Origin of the sequence: Okeania sp. SIO3I5 (genome assembly GCF_010672085.1) — a bacterium.
GTDB lineage: Bacteria > Cyanobacteriota > Cyanobacteriia > Cyanobacteriales > Microcoleaceae > Trichodesmium.
This window is the reverse complement of sequence record NZ_JAAHHT010000030.1, coordinates 54,325-72,518: the sequence shown is the minus strand read 5'-3', so window position 1 is coordinate 72,518 and position 18,194 is coordinate 54,325. Positions and strand designations below refer to the sequence as shown.

The 18,194-nt window shown below is 40.5% G+C and carries 17 protein-coding genes; 3 read left to right on the top strand and 14 right to left on the bottom strand.

Features of this window, described 5'->3' with window-relative positions; translation table 11 throughout:
* Positions 1–94: 94 nt before the first annotated feature.
* The 6 genes from F6K40_RS09705 to F6K40_RS09680 form a co-directional block, all read right to left on the bottom strand.
* A complete protein-coding gene (locus tag F6K40_RS09705; protein WP_293134757.1) occupies positions 95–1,180 on the bottom strand; it encodes an AAA family ATPase in 1,086 nt (361 codons plus the stop codon).
* Between the two features lie 661 nt (positions 1,181–1,841).
* On the bottom strand, positions 1,842–2,564 hold the full coding sequence (locus F6K40_RS09700; protein WP_293134754.1) for a hypothetical protein: 723 nt from the start codon (positions 2,562–2,564) through the stop codon (positions 1,842–1,844).
* Between the two features lie 99 nt (positions 2,565–2,663).
* Positions 2,664–2,810: a hypothetical protein gene (locus tag F6K40_RS09695; protein ID WP_293134751.1), complete on the bottom strand. Its 147-nt coding sequence runs from the start codon at positions 2,808–2,810 to the stop codon at positions 2,664–2,666.
* Between the two features lie 55 nt (positions 2,811–2,865).
* Positions 2,866–3,669 carry a hypothetical protein gene (locus F6K40_RS09690; RefSeq protein WP_293134748.1) on the bottom strand — a complete coding sequence of 268 codons (804 nt, stop codon included), beginning with the start codon at positions 3,667–3,669 and terminating at the stop codon, positions 2,866–2,868.
* Between the two features lie 157 nt (positions 3,670–3,826).
* Positions 3,827–4,597: a Uma2 family endonuclease gene (locus F6K40_RS09685; protein WP_293134745.1), complete on the bottom strand. Its 771-nt coding sequence runs from the start codon at positions 4,595–4,597 to the stop codon at positions 3,827–3,829.
* Positions 4,598–4,714: 117 nt separating this feature from the next.
* Positions 4,715–5,656 carry a Uma2 family endonuclease gene (locus tag F6K40_RS09680; protein ID WP_293134742.1) on the bottom strand — a complete coding sequence of 314 codons (942 nt, stop codon included), beginning with the start codon at positions 5,654–5,656 and terminating at the stop codon, positions 4,715–4,717.
* A gap of 163 nt (positions 5,657–5,819) precedes the next feature.
* Between F6K40_RS09680 and F6K40_RS09675 the strand changes: the two genes are divergently transcribed.
* Both F6K40_RS09675 and F6K40_RS09670 read left to right on the top strand, forming a co-directional pair.
* Complete coding sequence (locus F6K40_RS09675) at positions 5,820–5,972, top strand: hypothetical protein (protein WP_293134739.1); 153 nt, start codon at positions 5,820–5,822, stop codon at positions 5,970–5,972.
* Position 5,973: 1 nt separating this feature from the next.
* The gene (locus F6K40_RS09670) at positions 5,974–6,291 is read left to right on the top strand and encodes a hypothetical protein (RefSeq protein WP_293134736.1); all 318 of its coding nucleotides are present in this window, start codon (positions 5,974–5,976) and stop codon (positions 6,289–6,291) included.
* 343 nt (positions 6,292–6,634) lie between these two features.
* Here the strand turns inward: F6K40_RS09670 and F6K40_RS09665 are convergent, their stop codons facing one another.
* The 3 genes from F6K40_RS09665 to F6K40_RS09655 all read right to left on the bottom strand — a co-directional run bounded on the left by F6K40_RS09665 (position 6,635) and on the right by F6K40_RS09655 (position 9,656).
* Complete coding sequence (locus F6K40_RS09665; RefSeq protein WP_293134733.1) at positions 6,635–6,817, bottom strand: hypothetical protein; 183 nt, start codon at positions 6,815–6,817, stop codon at positions 6,635–6,637.
* 242 nt (positions 6,818–7,059) lie between these two features.
* Positions 7,060–7,944, bottom strand: a complete 885-nt coding sequence (locus F6K40_RS09660; protein ID WP_293134730.1) for a tectonin domain-containing protein — start codon at positions 7,942–7,944, stop codon at positions 7,060–7,062.
* Complete coding sequence (locus F6K40_RS09655; protein WP_293134727.1) at positions 7,941–9,656, bottom strand: multicopper oxidase family protein; 1,716 nt, start codon at positions 9,654–9,656, stop codon at positions 7,941–7,943. Before F6K40_RS09655 ends, F6K40_RS09660 begins: the two co-directional genes overlap by 4 nt.
* 305 nt (positions 9,657–9,961) lie before the next feature.
* Here F6K40_RS09655 and F6K40_RS09650 point away from each other — a divergent pair, with 305 nt between their 5' ends.
* Positions 9,962–10,270 carry a hypothetical protein gene (locus F6K40_RS09650; protein WP_293134724.1) on the top strand — a complete coding sequence of 103 codons (309 nt, stop codon included), beginning with the start codon at positions 9,962–9,964 and terminating at the stop codon, positions 10,268–10,270.
* A gap of 178 nt (positions 10,271–10,448) precedes the next feature.
* Here F6K40_RS09650 and F6K40_RS09645 read toward each other — a convergent pair whose 3' ends face one another.
* The 5 genes from F6K40_RS09645 to F6K40_RS09625 all read right to left on the bottom strand — a co-directional run bounded on the left by F6K40_RS09645 (position 10,449) and on the right by F6K40_RS09625 (position 18,191).
* The gene (locus F6K40_RS09645; RefSeq protein ID WP_293134721.1) at positions 10,449–11,153 is read right to left on the bottom strand and encodes a DNRLRE domain-containing protein; all 705 of its coding nucleotides are present in this window, start codon (positions 11,151–11,153) and stop codon (positions 10,449–10,451) included.
* A 483-nt stretch (positions 11,154–11,636) separates the two neighbouring features.
* Positions 11,637–13,514 carry a multicopper oxidase family protein gene (locus F6K40_RS09640; RefSeq protein ID WP_293134718.1) on the bottom strand — a complete coding sequence of 626 codons (1,878 nt, stop codon included), beginning with the start codon at positions 13,512–13,514 and terminating at the stop codon, positions 11,637–11,639.
* Between the two features lie 464 nt (positions 13,515–13,978).
* On the bottom strand, positions 13,979–15,844 hold the full coding sequence (locus F6K40_RS09635; RefSeq protein ID WP_293134715.1) for a multicopper oxidase family protein: 1,866 nt from the start codon (positions 15,842–15,844) through the stop codon (positions 13,979–13,981).
* A 1,418-nt stretch (positions 15,845–17,262) separates the two neighbouring features.
* Positions 17,263–17,610, bottom strand: a complete 348-nt coding sequence (locus F6K40_RS09630; RefSeq protein WP_293134712.1) for a DMT family protein — start codon at positions 17,608–17,610, stop codon at positions 17,263–17,265.
* Positions 17,611–17,858: 248 nt separating this feature from the next.
* Positions 17,859–18,191, bottom strand: a complete 333-nt coding sequence (locus tag F6K40_RS09625) for a hypothetical protein (protein ID WP_293134709.1) — start codon at positions 18,189–18,191, stop codon at positions 17,859–17,861.
* Between the last annotated feature and the right edge of the window lie 3 nt (positions 18,192–18,194).

The following is an 18,194-nucleotide window of genomic DNA, read 5'->3' as shown; positions in this document are numbered from 1 at the left end:
TTATCCTTATCGTACTTGTCAATCAACAATTATAGCATGTACCGGAGCGGGTCGTCAACATCAACGCGAGCAATGCGCTGACGAGTGGAGATTATCATACATCGATCGCCTCCAAATACTCCGATAAAAAGTCAATCAGCTCTATTGATTCAGCGACAAACCCCATAGCATCGCTAAATTTGGGGCTTTGAATCAGGGAGGAAAAATGAGCGCTCGCTTCCTGTTGTTTAGCCTTACGGAGATACTGGAGATATTTCAACAGATTTTTGCGGGCATTATCCGCTTTTGCTTCGGGGCAATGGCCGGTATTCAGCCAGAGTAATACCTGTTCGTTCAAACTTGCAAAGTCATGAATCTCCATCTCTTTGAGCTGTTTGGAATACTTAGAATACTGCAACAGGAGTTGCTCAGGCCCCAGACTCCTTTGGGTAGCAATGCTTTGGCGAAAGGCTATACTAGCCCGAGTGCCCACCATACCGGCAATCAGTTTGAAGTGAATCTCCTCCAGCTTTTTATGGTTGCTAACAAAATCCGCGACTTTTACCCAAGCACGGCGATCGGGAGTTTTAATTAAGCCAGCAGTAGCGATCGCTGCATCCGCATCCGGATTGTCACCATCAAGATGCTCCGGATGCTGTTGGATAAATGTCAGCACCCGTGAATCGATATCCTGCTTGGCAGCCCAGAGTAGCCAATCCTCCACCGTCGGCACAAACTCATAGAGATTGAACCGCGACACCAGAGCTGGATCGAGTTCCGTCAGTTGATATTCTTCCCCCGCATTCACCGCAGCAATCACAATACTGCCAGGGGGTAGGGGTTTACCAGCCAAAGTTTTGTTGAGAGTCAGGTCTTGAACCGCCTGCAAAATTTCGGGGCGGGCACGGTTAAGCTCGTCTAGGAAGAGTACCACCGGGCGATCGGCTTCAGGCCACCAGTAGGGGGGTAAAAAAACCGAACGGCCTGTTTTCTCATCTTTATGGAGCAAGCCAATCAAATCCCCAGGATCGCTCATCTGACCCAAAAAGAAAGGGATTACGGACAGGTTCTGACGCTGACGGTAGAAATGGCTAATAATTTCTGATTTGCCAATACCATGCTTGCCCACCAGGAGGATATTTTGCGACCGTGGGGTTAGTTCTAGAACTTGATAAAGTTCGCGGGCATCAATACGAATCATTTTCTTTTACCTTTATTCTTCTGCATTTAACTAACTACCTGGACAAAATTAATTGTGCATTTTTGGTTGCTCTGTCGTCATAGAGATAAAAAATGATCGACAACATTAACATTTAATTTAAAATATACGAATAATTTTGTCTACCTACTTATACCAATTTGAAAAAAAAATGTTACAAATAGTTTCAAACTTTAGATATCGAATAATTTGCTGAAATTACTGAAGTATCAAAGTTTTGAGTGGCTTTGTTGTATGAAAACATATAGCTACCGCACAAGATCCAAGCATATTATGTACTTCATACTTCTACAACTATTGTCCAATAAATAAATCTATGTTTTCTTTCTTAAAAAAAAGGCTGAAACTTATACCTGTAAAAACTTTGAGCGATTTAACTATTGGCCAATAGAATAATAGAAAGAGGGTGATATAGCTGCCACTAGGTTCACCTTTCATATCGGCTCTGATAACCGAAAAGCGGAACGGATGTCATAAGGCTATTACAACAAAGCCATTTTGAGCTATAAAATATTACTTTGGACTGTCTTGAGTGCGTCTTACATTCTGTTGGCGAAGCCTTTCCGCAGGAAACGGAGACCTCAGAATTACGCACTCGCTGCATGAATTTTGAATTTTGAATTTTGAATTCCGTGACACGGCACTACAAATCCTGATGACGAATCCAGTTAGAACGGCCGCCCCGCTTGAGATGGGTTGTAAAGCGAACGCCGGTATTGTAAGTCTCGCGGATATCCCGAATAGCAGTGCGCAACTTGGGTAGCACCTCCTTGAACTGGTTAAAGGGAATCAAAATAGCAAAGTAGTCTTGGTCAGACAGACGAATAATCAGCTTAAGCTTAATAGTATCCATGTCAGTGGCAAAGTCAAATTCATCTTCCTTGGCTATTTTACGCACCTGAGCCAAGATAGCTTGCACTTTCAAGTCTTTCTGCTTTTTGCGCTTGGCAGCTTGTGCTTTTTGCCGCTCAACCCGCTGCAAAAATGCTTTAACCAGGGCAACCACCTCACCAATATCTGAAACAGGAGCAGGCGATCGCTCTCTGCCCAACTCTACCCAGATCTGTTGCTCCGGACTCCTGAGCAAATGTAAATGGGTATGATCTTGATACCAGCGATCGCTTGATTCTTCGAGCAGAATAGAACAACAGAGGGTGTTGCTGGGGGGCTTATCTGCATTTGCCCCCCTTTGGAAACGACTATAATGATGACAGTTATCATTCCGCTTAACGCCAGCGAGAGGCTCAACTCGCGCCAACAATTCTTCCGCCAGTTCTTGGGCCTGTTCGGGGTCAACGCTAAGGGGTTTCTCCCCCGAGATATTCTCCCGGAGGAGCTTTTGCAAACTTCGTGATGTGATGGACATAAGAAAAACGACCTTCTTTAGCTAACATTTGACGACAACAGAAATCACACCCTAGCAATGCGGATACTATTGCTACCTAGATGTTACTGGAAAAAATGTTTAGGAGTTCAAGGCTTCTTTGACACCTTCAATAAAAAATTGTGCAACAGGATGATCAACCATTTTTTCTAAAGCTGCAAAACTACCAGCTTTTACTCCTCTCAAAATTCGAGATTTTAGCTCTGGATTCTTTCCAACTTGATCCACAGCCTTTGCTCCTAAAACTCTGAGACTATCATTTGGATAATCTGTCGATAGCTGGTTAGCGTAAATTTTTAATATCTTTTGAAGCTTGGACTAAATCTTGAGAATTATTAATTTGAGTGTCAATTTTGTCACCCATAACTTTATCACCTGCAATGTTATCCCCAAAACCATATTGATGAATTGAATGTTCCATGATTAACTCCTGAATAATAACCTGTAATCTTTTTTGGTCAATACCATTTTTTAGAACTCTGCACAAACTAATAATTGAATGTCCATAAAGTTCAGATTGCATGGCATCATAACAACCACTCTGACTATTAGAGCATAGGTAGTAGCCCATTTGAAGCTTACGATTGAAACTTACAAGCTCATTATTAAAGTCAAGAAGGCATCCATAAGTCTGATGATGAGCGACAAGTTTAGTATAGCCACCAATTAAGCAACATATTACGAGATGAAATAGTGCATGGCGTTGAAGTGCATAATCATATTTTTGCTCAAGAATTCCCCAAGAGATAAATTGCAAAGAAACAACAGCGGTACATGGATATAAATCTTCTATATTAGCTCCAGCGATGAACAGGTTTACAAGTCCATGATCTAAAGCAGTAATCACACCGTCATAGAAAGATATGAGAAGGTCTTCTTCCCATAGCGATAAGTACCTTTTTTGTCTATCCAAAAATTCAAGAATCTCAAGATAATCAGCATGAGCTTTTTTTAATGGGGAGGTATGTTTATTTTCTGGTGGCAGAAGATAAAACTTGAAATCTGGCTGAGTTGAATTTACCTGCTCCAAAAAGTTGGTAAACTCATTTTCATAATGATAGTGTGGAATAATAAGCACTTTGGGCATTACAGATAAATTCTATGTTTTCTTTATAATAATTGTAAGCTTCCGTTAATGTTTTTGGGTTAGGAAGAAGGGTAATGGAACCAATTGGGAGTAGTCTAGTAGTGGATCGTTTCATCTTTGTCATAATTGGTTTATTCCCCTATCTCAAAAAAACTATTTAACTCAACTCGTCAGGATCGACACCCAACTCTCGCAGTTTCGCTGCCAAGCGCTCCTGTTGTTGTTTAGCTACTGCTGCCTCCTGTTTAGCTACCGCTACCTCCTCTTCTAAAGTCGGTATCAAATCTACTTTCAGAGTCATCCACCGCAACCAGAGTCTATCTATCCTATTGTAACTCCCTTGCCACAAACCCAGACTGAGTTCTACCTCCGGAACCAACAAACGTCCCTGAACTAACTCTGCCCTTTGGTAGCGATCGCCCACCAAATGAAACGCCTGCATTTTATTAGTAAAGCGATTGAACACCACATAATAAGGCACTCGCAAAATGCTTTCGTAAACTTCCCACTTATTAGGAGGTTCTCCCTCTTCTCTTGGTGTCTGTCCTAAATCTTCTTCTTCCGTACCCGGAGATAATAACTCGACTACCACCAACGGGTTAATTTTTTCGTCCCAAACTACATAGCTCAAGCGCATATCCCATCCATCATACAACCTCGGCACTCCCACAACTGCAAACCAGTCTGGCTTTTTGTACCAATTGAGATGCTTAAGATCGTAGTAGAGATTCAGATTGTTGGCACAAAACAATTTATCGGGATACCACTTGCGCGGTTGAAAAGTGTCGCGCAAAAGTCGAGCTTGAAACTTGTGAAATTCGTCTGGTAAACCAGGTTCATTCGGTTCTTCGCTTGGTAAGTCGTACATGGTAGGCAAAGTTTCCTTTGGAGGAAGTGGTGGTTCATCTTGAAAGGATGTATTTGTCATATTGGTTTATTCCCTGTTTCATAAATGGGTTTTACTATTCCTAATTTGAGTCTGTAGAAGCGATTCGCTTGCTCGCCCCTACTAGACTATGGCGCTTGGAGCGTAAGTCCTGACTATTTAACTGAAATCCTCAGGAATAATACCCAACTCTTGCAGTTTCGCTAGTAAGCGATCGCTTTGTTTTTTAGCTGCTGCTAACTCTTCTTTAACTGCTGCTGCCTCCTGTTCAGCATTGGTAGCTCGTTGTTCAGCATTAGTAGCTCGTTGTTTAGCTACTACTGCCTCCTGTTTAGCTGCTGTGGCCTCTTGTTTAGCTACTGTGGCCTCTTGTTTAGCTACTGTGGCCTCCTGTTTAGCTACTGCTGCCTCCTCTTTAGCTGCTGCTTCCTTCTCTTCTAAAGTCGGTATCAAATCTCCTTCCGGAGTCATCCACCGCAACCAGAGTCTATTTACACTATTAAAACTACCCTGCCACGAACCCAGACTGAGTTCTACCTCCGGAAGCAACAAACGTCCCTCACTTAACTTTGCTCTTTGGTAGCGATTACCCACTAAATGAAACGCCTGCATTTCATTTGTATCGCGACTGAAGGTAACATAATAAGGCACTTGCAGAATGCTCTCGTAAACTTCCCACTTAGTCGGAGGTTTTCCCTCTTCTCCTATTGTCTCTCCTAAGTCTTCATCTTCTGTACCCGGAGATAATAACTCGACTACTACGAACGGGTTAATTTTTTCGTCCCAAACTACATAGCTCCTGCGCATATCCCATTCTTCATACAAGTTCGGGACTCCCACAACTGCAAACCAGTCTGGGCGTTTGTACCATTTAAGATGTTTAACATCGTAGTAGAGATTCAAATCGGTAGCACAAAACAATTTATCGGGATACCAGTTAGGCGGTTGAAAAGTTTGGCGTAAAAGTTCAGGTTGAAAGTCGTGAAATACGTCTGGCAAACCAGGTTCCTCCGGATCTTCGCTTGGTAAGTCGTACATGGTAGGCAAAGTTTCCTTTGCTGGCAATGGTGGTTCAGATTTTTTAACGGATATATTTGTCATATTGGTTTATTTACTCTCAACATGGTTTTTATAGTTTTAAAAGTGACTCTATCTGCGCGTACTTTTTCCTATAGTTACAGATTAACACACTATTTTGATAAATGAGCATAGAGTTGAAATTTTTTGATAAATTCAGGACTTACGCAACACCGCTGTATCTAGTATGGGCGAATGCCATTCGCCCCTAAGAGTGGTGTGTAATTTAGTATTTGGTGTAAGTCCTGAAATTAAAGAAGCAATGGAAATATTGTTGGTATTTCCTGAAAATAATGATACGATCAGAAAAATTCCCAAAATATTTATGTTCAGAGAATAAGATGACAGAATATCCATATCCTACACTGGTTTTAGAACCAGAACAGTACAACACCCTACTCCAGTTAGGGACTCAAAAACATCAGACACTCTCTGAAGTTGCTGTAGAAGTAGTGCGTCTGGGATTAGAAACCCTCAAACAAAGAAGCGATGGAACTTCTGATGTGCGCGATCGCCAACCTCAAAAAGCTTTAGAATGTTTAAATTCCCTCCGAGCAGAAATTCAACAAACTCATGGCATCTATTCGGGGGATTTGGTTGCAGAAGTTAGAACCGAACAAGAAGAGCAGATGGAGAAAATAATTACAGAGAAACCATGAAAATTGTACCGGACTCAAATATAATTTTGTCTGTAGCGATCGCCCTACCCTATAGTCAGTTATCAGTTATCAGTGGCTTTGTTGCATGAAAGTATATAGCTGCCTCACCTGCTCTGCGTATGTATTTCATCAACGGGCGGAAACTGCTGTAACTATTGTCCAATAGTTAGATAAAACATCAATCTTTGAAATAAAAAGAATAAAAAGGCTGAAACTTTTGCCTGTAAATACTTTGAGACTCAATAACCAAGCTCTAACTATTGGACAATAGATAAATAGAACATCAATCTACAGAAAAAGAGCGATATAGCTGCGGAATCGATATTCTATCGCTACCGAGATGTTACTGGAGAAAATATTTAGGAGTTGTTGGGGCAGTGTTGTTGTTTCGATGTATCCTAAATAGAAAAGCGATCGCTAATCCCTGATATTTTCGGGCAGGCAGAATACTCACCCTACTTATTATTGGTGCATAAAAAGGTTCGTGATTGTCATTGCGAGGCGGTGATGTTAGACTTAACCTCAATCTATCTGAGTCAAGCCAGCCGAAGCAATCTCTACTTACTCTATAATAGCAAAGGAAAAGCGATCGCTAATTCCTGATATTTTCGGACGAGCAGAATATTCACCCTACTAGCACACCTAGACTAAAATTGTGGGTAAAACCTAACCCCCCAACCCCAGAGTGGGCTATTTTGCCCACCCTAAGTGGATAAAAAGGTACATTCATAGGATTTAGAAATAGGTTAAGATAAACACTCTTTGTGTTCAGTCTGATCCAACAGCTATTCTGATTGCAGCAGCAGGCGAACTTAACTTAGTCCATCCCCAAGCTCCCTTGTTTGGCTCTGAGAGCCAAGCAAGAACGTTACCAGCTTGACCTACTTGAGGTTCGGTAGTGACAACCCACACTGTGCCATCTACTCCAACACCAATATCTTTGGCAAAGCCTGGCGAACTATAACGTAGCCCTCCACCTGCTGGTTTATTTAAAGTCCAAACTTCACCTTTTGAATTTACAGTCCAAGCTGTTCCATCAGGCCCAACAGCTATTCTGATTGCAGCAGCAGGCGATCCCAACTTCGTCCATCCCCAAGCTCCCTTGTTTGGTTCTGAGAGCCAAGCAAGAATGTTGCCACCCCCGCCAACTTGAGGTTCGGTAGTGACAACCCACACTGTACCATCTGCTCCAACACCAATATCTTTGGCAAAGCCTGGCGAACTATAAAGTAGCCCTCCACCTGATGGTTTATTTAAAGTCCAAACTTCACCTTTTGAATTTACAGTCCAAGCTATTCCATCAGGCCCAACAGCTATTCTGATTGCAGCAGCAGGCGAGCCTAACTTCGTCCATTTGGAAGTTTCTGGATCTGAGAGCCAAGCAGGGATGTTGCCACCCTCGCCAACTTGGGGTTGAGTAGTGATAGTCCACACTGTACCATCTGCTCCAACACCAATATCTCCAGCAAAACCTGTTGTACTATAAAGTTTTCCACCACCTTGTTCATCTAGAGTCCAAACTTCACCTTTTGAGTTTACAGTCCAAACCAAAGAACTTACTTCGGCGGGAATTGCCGAAATCATGGTTATTGCAACAAAAAACACAAATGTTACCAATGTGTTAGCCAAGTGCTTAAATTTTATTCTCATCATTTTCTTATAATTCTGACATTCCTCATCATACCTTGGTCTTCATGGATAAGAATATGGCAATGTAGAACAAACTTCCCATCATAATCTGAGAAGCGATGACGAATGGTGACATTTTTTTTATTAACAGCAAGCGTATCCCACCAACGCCAATTTGACGGCATATCCTCTTTATCTGGATCGATTAAATCCCCCTTGATTTGGAAATGATTGACATGAATGTGGAACGGATGAGGTGATTCCGATGGATTTGATAACACCCATTGTTCCGCAGTATTCAGCTCCAGAATATAGTCCTGGGATTCTGGATCATAAGGTTCTCCATTAATATAATAATGCCTTAAACCTCCTCCCGATGCTCTGGAAAAACTAACTTTTCGTGGTACATTCAAAGAACCTTCCCCAGAATTCTTAATCTCGCGATCGCTAATAGGTTGCAGATAATCAGGCAACTCTCCCTCAATCATATCTGGAATTTTTCCTCTGGCATCACTTTCTCCCTTAACCTTGATGTAAGCTAACACTTGTCTGTTGATATTTGATGCCCTGACATTCATTGTCTCATACCGATCTTTTACCAGTTTATAATCACCTTTTGGCAGACTAACCAGAAAATCAGCGCGATTTCCAGGGGAAAGTTCCCAACCATCTTGATAAGGTTGATAATTACTATTACCAACTTTTTGAGGACGATGACCATAAAAAGAAACGCCATCAACTGCAATTAGATACATATCCTGTAACTCTGAATTTTCACATTCAAAACCGATATCCCCTTCATCCATACATTTATATAACTTCAGAGTCATTAGTCCGCGATCGGTTCCGGTGGCATTGATAAACCGCCACCGTTGTAAGGTATGAGCATTATCTATAGTTAAAGTAGGTTGGTACTCTCCGTTAATTAGGAATTGTGTTTTGATGTTGTTCCGATCCGCTCTATAGAATCCAACTCCATCAGAAACATCTTGAATTTCTTGCATCAACCAGATTTTATCGTTATCGTCCGTTACCCCTAATTTATTTTTGTCGTCTTCTGGAATAATAATTGCTCCCGCCATACCCCTAGCAGTTTGAATCGCAGTCGAACCGTGGTGGTGTCCGTGATACCAGTGGGTTCCTGGAGCGTGAAACTCAGGAATATCAACCCTATATTGATGCTCTCCACCATCGGGTTCAACCTTTACGAAGACATCATCAGCAGAAACCCCACTATCAGTTTTTGGGGAAACGTGGAATCCATGAAAGTGTACGTTGGTGGTATTGAAGCACGCAGGTTTATTGTCGTGTTGCAACTCTTGGCAGGTGTTCCCTCCCGACTGGTTGTTAGGAGGTAGGTTATTGATAAATTTGAATTCAATTTTTTCCCCTGGATAGCGTCTCAAAGTTGGTCCGGGTATTGAATTGTTATAAAGACGCACAGAGATCGGAACGCCCTCGCTTCCATCGTTCCCTGGAAGAGTTAACTGATGTTCTGCCACACGCAATTCTTTTCCTGTGAATTCTATGGGTTCGCGAAAATTAGTGTATCTATAGGGTGGAGGTGGAGGAAATTTAGAGGTGGTTAATCTGGCGAGCGATCGATAAAGGATAATCAAAGTAGTAGTAGCAGCAGCGATTCCAGTTCCTAAAAATGTGCGTCTACTTATCCTTAACTTTCGGGTATTTTGTTCTAAGTTTTCCCTGGGTTTTTGCTCATGGTTTTGCTTAGTCATTTGTTTTAAATATTATTTGTAAAGCAGAAGGATTTGACAAAAGTTTAACACTTTGTCATGTTATACTTTAATTTCTAAAAATTAGAGAATTAATTTAACCACTTTTTTCTAATTATGATTTTTTTCTACTAAACAGGCATAATATTATCAGGACTTACGCAAAGAAACCCGGTTTCTAGGGTAAATCATTGTTTTTGACAATAAACATCTACAAGAAACCCGGTTTCTGGGTTCGCATGACTTTAGTCCTAATTATTCAATCCATGCTATTCTAATAATGAAAATATGATCGAAGGCGGCTAAAAATGACTACAGAAACATCTCCCAAAACTGAGTTACTAACCGAAGTCGCTCCCGACAGGGAAGCACCCATGCCACCTACAGACTTAATCTTTGATGATGGAGAACCCTTGAAAAGCAACCGTCATTTCAGTTATCAGTTATCAGTTATCAGTTATCAGTACCTCAATGGAATAGGGAGGCTTGAAATAGGGAATATTCTTTTTTTTTATCCCCTTAAAAGGGGAGGCTTGAGACCCAAATTTTTCGGTCACCGTATTGCCATGAATATTCTGATTGATTCCTTATATCAATATTGGTCAGATTGCAACTAAAAAGGAGGATTATGGTCATTTCAGTTATCAGTTATCAGTTATCAGTGAACTTCCGACTGAAGTCGGAGGCTTGAAATACTGAATTAAATATTTTTTTCATCCCCTTAAAAGGGGAGGCTTTAGACCTGATTTTTTGGTAACAAATAAAAATCATTAATCACCGCTTCAATCGCTTCTCCTACTTTTCAACGTAAGTAACCCTCAACTGTGGTTGCGCTGATAGTTCAGGATTTTCCGAACTTGCAAACCCTTTTACTGTTCTGGAAACAGTTTCATTTCCTAACAGTAACCAACCAAAATTATCATCAGGATTATCTAACCATTCTTGTAGATCGGCAACCATTTCTGAAGTAGATTCCCAAGTATAAATTCCTTCATCTCCCACCGTTGTTACTGCACTAACTTTCTCGGAAAAATCACCTCCTGGATTTGACCAGAATTGAGTACCATAGAAACTATGAATCCAAGTAGCATCCCCTTCAGTTGAGCGATCGCCCCTACCCCCTGGATGAAAAGAATTTCCTTCTCCCCAGTTTTTCAGCAGTCGATGTAATTCAATAGATTGCTCGCCACCTGGAGTTTTTTCGAGGGTTAATTCTAGGGTGACAGAAGTAATTTTAGAATCTCTGGGAATCTCGTTAGCAATATCAAAAGAAATTACCCCTCGTCTGATACTATCTTGAGGTTGGTTGGTTCGTCCGACAAATAATATTGGCCCTTGACCATTACTGAGAGCGCCCGTGGCACTTTCAATGATGGTATTATCTTGGTTCGGAATAATCGTTTGAATTTCTTGAGCGATCGATCCTTTCAGAATAACCGTTAAAGAAACTAAAGTAGCGATCGCAATTAAAAGGACTTGTTTCAAAATAAGTCTGGTCATTTTAGTTATCAGTTCCTTTGGCTTCAGTCAGTGGAAGGACGCAATCTCAGGGGGCGCAGGTCAATTGCTTCCTATCGTCGCTGCGGACGACTGTTCAACCGAATTTTTATAATACAGGACTTACGCATAATATCAAATCCGCGCTCGCAACGGAAGTGATAAATTCTACCATCAGAAAAGAGTGAAAACTCCCAGTTTGTCGAGGGTTTGGAGACCAAACCCCTACGGGGCAAGAATTCTACCGATACTACCGTATTTGATATAAGGTACGAAAAACTAGGACTTGAGATTGCTTAAGAGTCGGTCGCAATGACGAAAATACATTGTATTGCGTAAGTCCTATAATAGTTGAAGAGACAGTGAAACATCATAGCTCACTGTCTTTTGAATGGCTAAATCACGAAAAATTTAGCTACCATACTGTAAGTTTCAGTCAATAGACGTCTCCGAAAATTAAAAATCAAATCAATTTTCATCCATAAATTATCTATTTTTTCTTGCTTTTCCCTGTTCCCTGTTCCCTCTTTTCCGGCGAGGTCTAATGCTTTCAAGGCAGGAATCGGGTGCAGGGTAAGGGCAGGAATTGGGGGGAGGGAGAATAACACAAGGATCGGCACCATCTCCATCAATTATGACATTTGCCATCATCCCTTGGTCTTCATGAATCAGAATATGGCAGTGTAGGACAAATTCTCCATCGAAATCTAAGAAGCGGTGACGAATGGTAACACTGGAACCTCGATTAACAGCAATTGTATCCCACCAACGCCAATTTGAAGGCTCATCCGGTCCAGACGGATCGATCTTATCACCCTCTATTTGGAAAGGATTGACATGAATGTGGAAGGGATGAGGAGAACCCTGTGTATTTGATAAGACCCATTGTTCAGCAGTATTAAGGTTCATAACAAAGTCTTCTCCTTCGCCGTATGGTGCTCCATTAATAAAATAATTTCCTGCACCTTGGGCACCTGCAGTGGAAAAACTAACTTCTTGTGGGTTACCCAAAGAACCAGGTTCCCCACTGTCCATAGTATTGTCAATCTCCTGATCAGTAACAGGTCTGAGATAACAAGGTAATTCCCCCTCAATGCACTCTGGGATTTCTCCTTCAGCATCAGTTCCTTCGTTAACTTGAATATAGGCTAAGACTTGTGCGTTGTTATTCGATGGGGTTACGTTCTGAGTTTCATACCCAGCTTTAACGACTTTATAAAGACCTGCTGGCAGATTAACGAGAAAATCGGCCCTATTTCCTGGGGCAAGTTCCCAACCATCTTGATAAGCACCAACACCATCAGTACCAACTCTTTGAGGAGGTTTACCATAGAAAGAAATGCCATCAACCGCAATTAGATACATATCTTCTAAAGTACCACAGTCAGTACCGGTGTCCGTTTCGTCATCACATTTGCATAACTTCAGAGTCATTAGTCCGCGAGGAGTTCCCGTGCCATTGATAAATCGCCACCGTTGTAGGGTATGAGGATTGTCTATAGTTAAGGTGGGTTGGTACTGTCCATTAACTAGGAATTGTCCTATTGTACTGTTCCCTCTCGCGGTATAGAAAGCTTCTCCATCAGAAACATCCAGAATTTCCTGAATTAACCAGATTTTATCATTGTCGTTTGTTACCCCTAATCGTCTCTCTCCTGGCGGTTCTGGAATAATAATTGCCCCGGCCATCCCATTAGCAGCTTGAATTGCAGTCGAACCGTGGCGGTGGGCATGATACCAGTGGGTTCCCGGGGCGTGGAATTCAGGCAGGGCAACGCAATATTGGTGGTCTTCACCGGGGCTAACCTCTACGAAAACATCATCAGAAGAAATGTTAGTTGAAGTATTAGTTCTTGGGGAAACGTGCAATCCATGAAAGTGCATATTCGAGCTATTAAAGCACCCAGGTTCATTGTTGTGTTGCAAATCTGAGCAGGTTTGTCCCCCTGGCAAGTCGTTAGGAGGTAGTTCATTGTACAATGTGAATTCAATCTTTTCCCCCGGATCACGCCTAAAAGTCGGTCCAGGTATTAAATCGTTATAAAGGCGCACAGAGATCGTATAGTCGCTTCCCTCGGCATCTGGAAGAGTTAAATCACATGTATCCAACAACAATTGACTTGGACCTACTGGGACTTCTGTGGGATCGCAAAAAGAAGGGGAAACAAAGGGTTCAGGTGTAGGAAGAATATAAGGACATACATCTGGACAGGTTGATTCGGCGATCGCTTGACGAGGCAGAATGAAGGCAGCAGCAGCAGCAGTCATTCCAGTTCCTAGAAATACTCGTCTACTTATCCCTAATTTTGGGGTATCTGGTTCTGGGTTTTCCCAGGCTTTTTCTTCAATATGTTGCTCAGTCATTTGCTTTAGAGACTATTTGTAAAGTTTTGTAAGGCAAGACAATTTTTATTAAGTTTTACATTTTGTCATATTAAACCTTATTTGTAGAATTAAGGAATTAACTTAACAATTTTTTACAATTATGATTTTTTTCTATCAAGCCCTAAATAATATCATGTCCGCTTCAATACTTATACTTTGTTGAAAGGAAGGCAGAGGGTAGAAGCGATCGCTAATTGGTGAGGTCTCCATTTCAGCAGGAAACGCTTTGCGAACAGAATGTAAGACGCATATCTGACAGGCACTTATGCTGAAGGATTTCTTGCAATTGTGACTTAATTTTATACACGCTCCAATGCTACCGGACATGATAGAATTCATAAACACTTAGCCATCAGCTATTGTTTTTGATGGGGATAAAAGCTTTATTAATTGAGTCAGAATTCAACCTGACTACAAAAGATATTCCCCTACATCAATTGCTTCTAGGCATTTGCTGAGGGAGATTCGGGATTCCAGGTAAAGGTTTCTCCGCCGGAAGGTTGACAAGGAGCAAGTCCTGTTCCCTTAACGTTAACATTCTGCATCATTCCCAAATCTTCATGAATCAGAACATGACAGTGGAAGACGAATTTACCAGGATAATTATTAAAACGATGGCGAATTTTAATTGAACCATTTGTTTGACCATTCTTAGGAGGAATATAGAAGGTATCCCACCAAATTGTTGGATCTACCTCATCCGTACAACCATTACATTCAATTACTTTGAAAGGATTAACATGAATGTGGAATGGGTGTGCTGCACCAGTGGTATTGGTGAGTTCCCATACTTCATCCGTGTTGATATCAACATTTTGTACTGTTTCATTAGGGGGTTCAGGATCATAAACTTTATTATCAACCTCAAATTTTCTTGGGATGACTGTCTCTGGAGGTTTGTTAAAACAACTGGGACCAGCCCTATCAAAAGAAATAGTTTTTGCGGGCTCTGGATTTGGAGTATCAAAGGGTTTAAGATAATCTGGGAAATCTCCTGGGATTGTCGGCGGAATATCTTTGGGAGAAGAAACGGGCGTACCTGTAACATTAATAGAAGCTAATGTCTGTTGTGTCGTAGCGCCAACACCAGGAAACGTATCTTTAAAGACCCTGTATTTCCCTTCTTCTAGCTTAACTAAGAAGTCAGCACGATTCGCTGGAGACAGTAACATAGATGACATTGGTGTTGGAGGTTGCTGATAATGACTAATACCATCAACTGCAATTTGAAACACTCCTGATGTAAAATCTACATTACTAACGACATCTTCCCATGGGCTATCATCACTGACATCATTAATATCACACTCAGCACTGTTACACTTCTGGATTTTTAAAGTCATAAAACCTCTTGGTGTAGCAGTCGCATTGATAAAACGGAAACGACACAATTCTTGAGGCTTTATGGTTAAGGTTGGTTGTGATTGCCCATTAACCGTAAATTCTCTAGATGTCCCTCCACATGTATAAACATCCTCATCGCTATTACCAATGATTTCTTGAATAATCCATAATAAATCTTGATCGACATCAATTTTGTCTTCTGGAGGATCTTCGATAACTAAAGCACCTGCCATTCCATCAACGACTTGAATAGCAGTTGAACCGTGCAGATGGGGATGATACCAATGGGTTCCAGGAGCATGATCTGTGGGAAGATAAACGCAATAGGGATGCTCAGTAGACCCCCCTGTTGTAGATGGTTCAAGTTCATAGAGAACATCATCAGACGACTTTTCTACCTCATCATTTTTGCCACCAGAGACTATTGTTCCACCAGGTGCAATACTCATAGGGGAGACATGAAACCCATGAAAGTGTAAATTGGTGGTATTGAAACAACGGGGTCTGTCCATAGTTCCTGGACAAGTTCCATCGGTAGTGCCTGTTGTATTTTTAGGTAAAGCATTAACTAATTTAATATTTACTCGCTCACCCGCTTGTAGCCTAAATGTAGGTCCAGGGACGTCACCATTGAAACAACGAGTCAACTCAGTACGTGGATTTGTACCTAAAATGTTAATATTTTCTTGAGCGACTCTGAGTTGGGCTGGACTTTGTGGAGTGCCATTGGCAATAGTTTCAGGTTGGGGAAATCCATTAACAGGAGTTTCTCCTAGTGAACTTACTGGTGAAATTCCTGTTAAAGTGGTTTTATTTTGAGTAGCACCGAATACGATAAAAGAGGCTGCTGTTATTCCTGCTCCTAGACCAAATCCACTTAAAAATGCTCGTCTGCCTAGTGGTGAACTTAAAATATCTTGCTCTTGGTTTTCCGAAGCTTTTTTTTCATCACTTTGTTGGGTCATTTTATTCTTTTTCCTAGTTCAATATTGTGGACAATAAATACCTATAGCAGAAGGAATAAAGTTGATTATTGGTCTTCTCTGGTTGCAACTATTCCATAAGTCCTAAAAGTAAAGGCGACTGCTATATGTTGACTAACAAAAACATGACAGCAATGACTGCTAGAGAATCTGATTCTTAATTAAATTGGTAATAGCTCAACAGCTTTGCTTTATTTTGACATTTTGTCATATTAAACTTTATTTCTGGGAATTTAGGAATTAATTTAACAATTTTTTTATAAGTATGATTTTTCTATACAAATACAGTTATCAGTTTTTAGTTGGTGAAGGAACTTTGAGAAAAAGGCTGGAAAAAGAAGCCAGACAAACTTAGTTGTAGGCCAGTAAAATGAGTAATAATCAGCTCAATCTTAGGTTTTACCTTTTTATTGCAACAAATAAAATAAGCCGCTTCTAATAAAAAAAAAGCGGCTCAAATATAATCCTGTTTGACAGAAAGTTGGAGAAAAAGACTGGAAAAAGAACTAAGACAAACTTCATTTTTGGCCAGGAAAAGAAGTAACAATCAGCTCGATCTTACCGAAATAATTAGGGTTTGCTGAAAAAGTATTTTTGCTCTTTGTAGTAGTAGGGACGTTGCATAACAAAAATGCGTTTTCCGTTCCGGAATGCTACGCAAACATGTCGTGTAGCGTTAACGTTTGTGGAGCATTCCGTCAGGAAAGTTGTGCTTTAGCTAAACGTCCGTACGTAGTCAGTAGAAATGGGAATTTAGAGGAGTTAGAAGTTAGAATTGTTCCTCAATTTCTCTGTCCAACTATGTATGCGTCTAAAATACTAACATTTTGAGGCTTTTCAACTCAAAATCTCCCACTTTTTCAATACTTAAAAAGGCTAAAAGCTTGAGCTGTAAACACTTTCAGATTTAATCAGCAAGCCCTAATTACAGCAGTTTTCATTTCAGTAAACTACAGTAGGGACTAACCATGGTTAGTCCCTACAGGGTTTTGGTTCTGACGATGTGGTTCATCAATCTGAAAAGCGCTGTAATAATGAAACAACTAAATAATTAGATAATTTTAGGTTTAAAGCCTCCCTTTTCAAGGGTAAAAAAATCAATCTTTTCCTTTTAGTCAATCCTCTCCCTAAAAGCTATCCCTTATAAGGAACTCTTGAAACCCTTGTGGGAGGATGGGGAGGATGGGGAGGAGGGGGAGGAAGAATTCTGTCTACATTCATAAAAAAGTGTATTGAAAAATACTCTTTTCTCCTGAAAAAGCCGATTCAAGACTTCAACATAACTTGTCTATGTTGTCAAGTTTTATGAAAAGAGAAAGATGTTTATAAAGCAGAGCAAAAAAAGGGAGAGGTAATTATCCATTATCCACTATCCATTATCCATTAATGAAGTTTTCCCTTTAACGAACTTTGCGAAAGATAAAATAAACCGCTCCTAATAAACAAAAAGAAGCCCAAATATAATCTTTTTTTATAGGTTCTTTCATCACAAAGAAACTAAAAGGAATAAAAGCAATTAAGGACATTCCTATCTGTATAATTTGCAATTTTGATAAGCCAAGTTCAGGATAACCAATCCGGTTAGCAGGGATCAGAAGTGAGTATTCAAAGAAAGCAATACACCAACTTGCTACTGTAGCAATGTACCAAGGATGATTATTCAAGTATTTTAGATGTGAATACCAAGCCATTACCATAAAGGAATTGGAAATTGTATAGAAAAAAAGGACTGTTCTTAAGACTGACATGGATATAAGGGGTAGGGGATGTGGGTGAGTGGGGGAGTGGGGGAGTGTTTTTTTGCCTAACTCCTGCCCAAAATGCTAACTTTTTGACGGTTTTAGACTGAAAATCTGGCACTTTTCTGAGGCTACAAAAAAACCTAAAGCCTTTATCTGTCAATGCTGTATTAATAACTGAATAATTGATAAAGAGGGGGATTATGGTAACAAATAAAAACCATTAATCCCCTCAAAATAATCAAGATCAAATATAATTAAGCGTTTCTTGCTGCAACTCGTAACTGATTTAGTTCATCTGCTAACTGAGGTAGTCGTTTCTTGCCTTCTTTGTCTAAAGCATGTCTAGTAGTTATCCAATCTTTAAGTAACTGTTGTTCTTCAGCTTCATCGCCTTGATCCATTGACATAAACCGATAAAAGTAAGAGATATCAAACTCAAGATAGTGACTCAGAATATCAAAGGGAGCAACAGTCCAGTCAATTTGCCAAACCTGTTTTGCTAGACCAAAAATAACTCTCGCTACAGGCTCATCTTTATTTTTTGCGATGGCAGCATTGAGAGATTGTAATAGACTTTCCTTATTCATTTA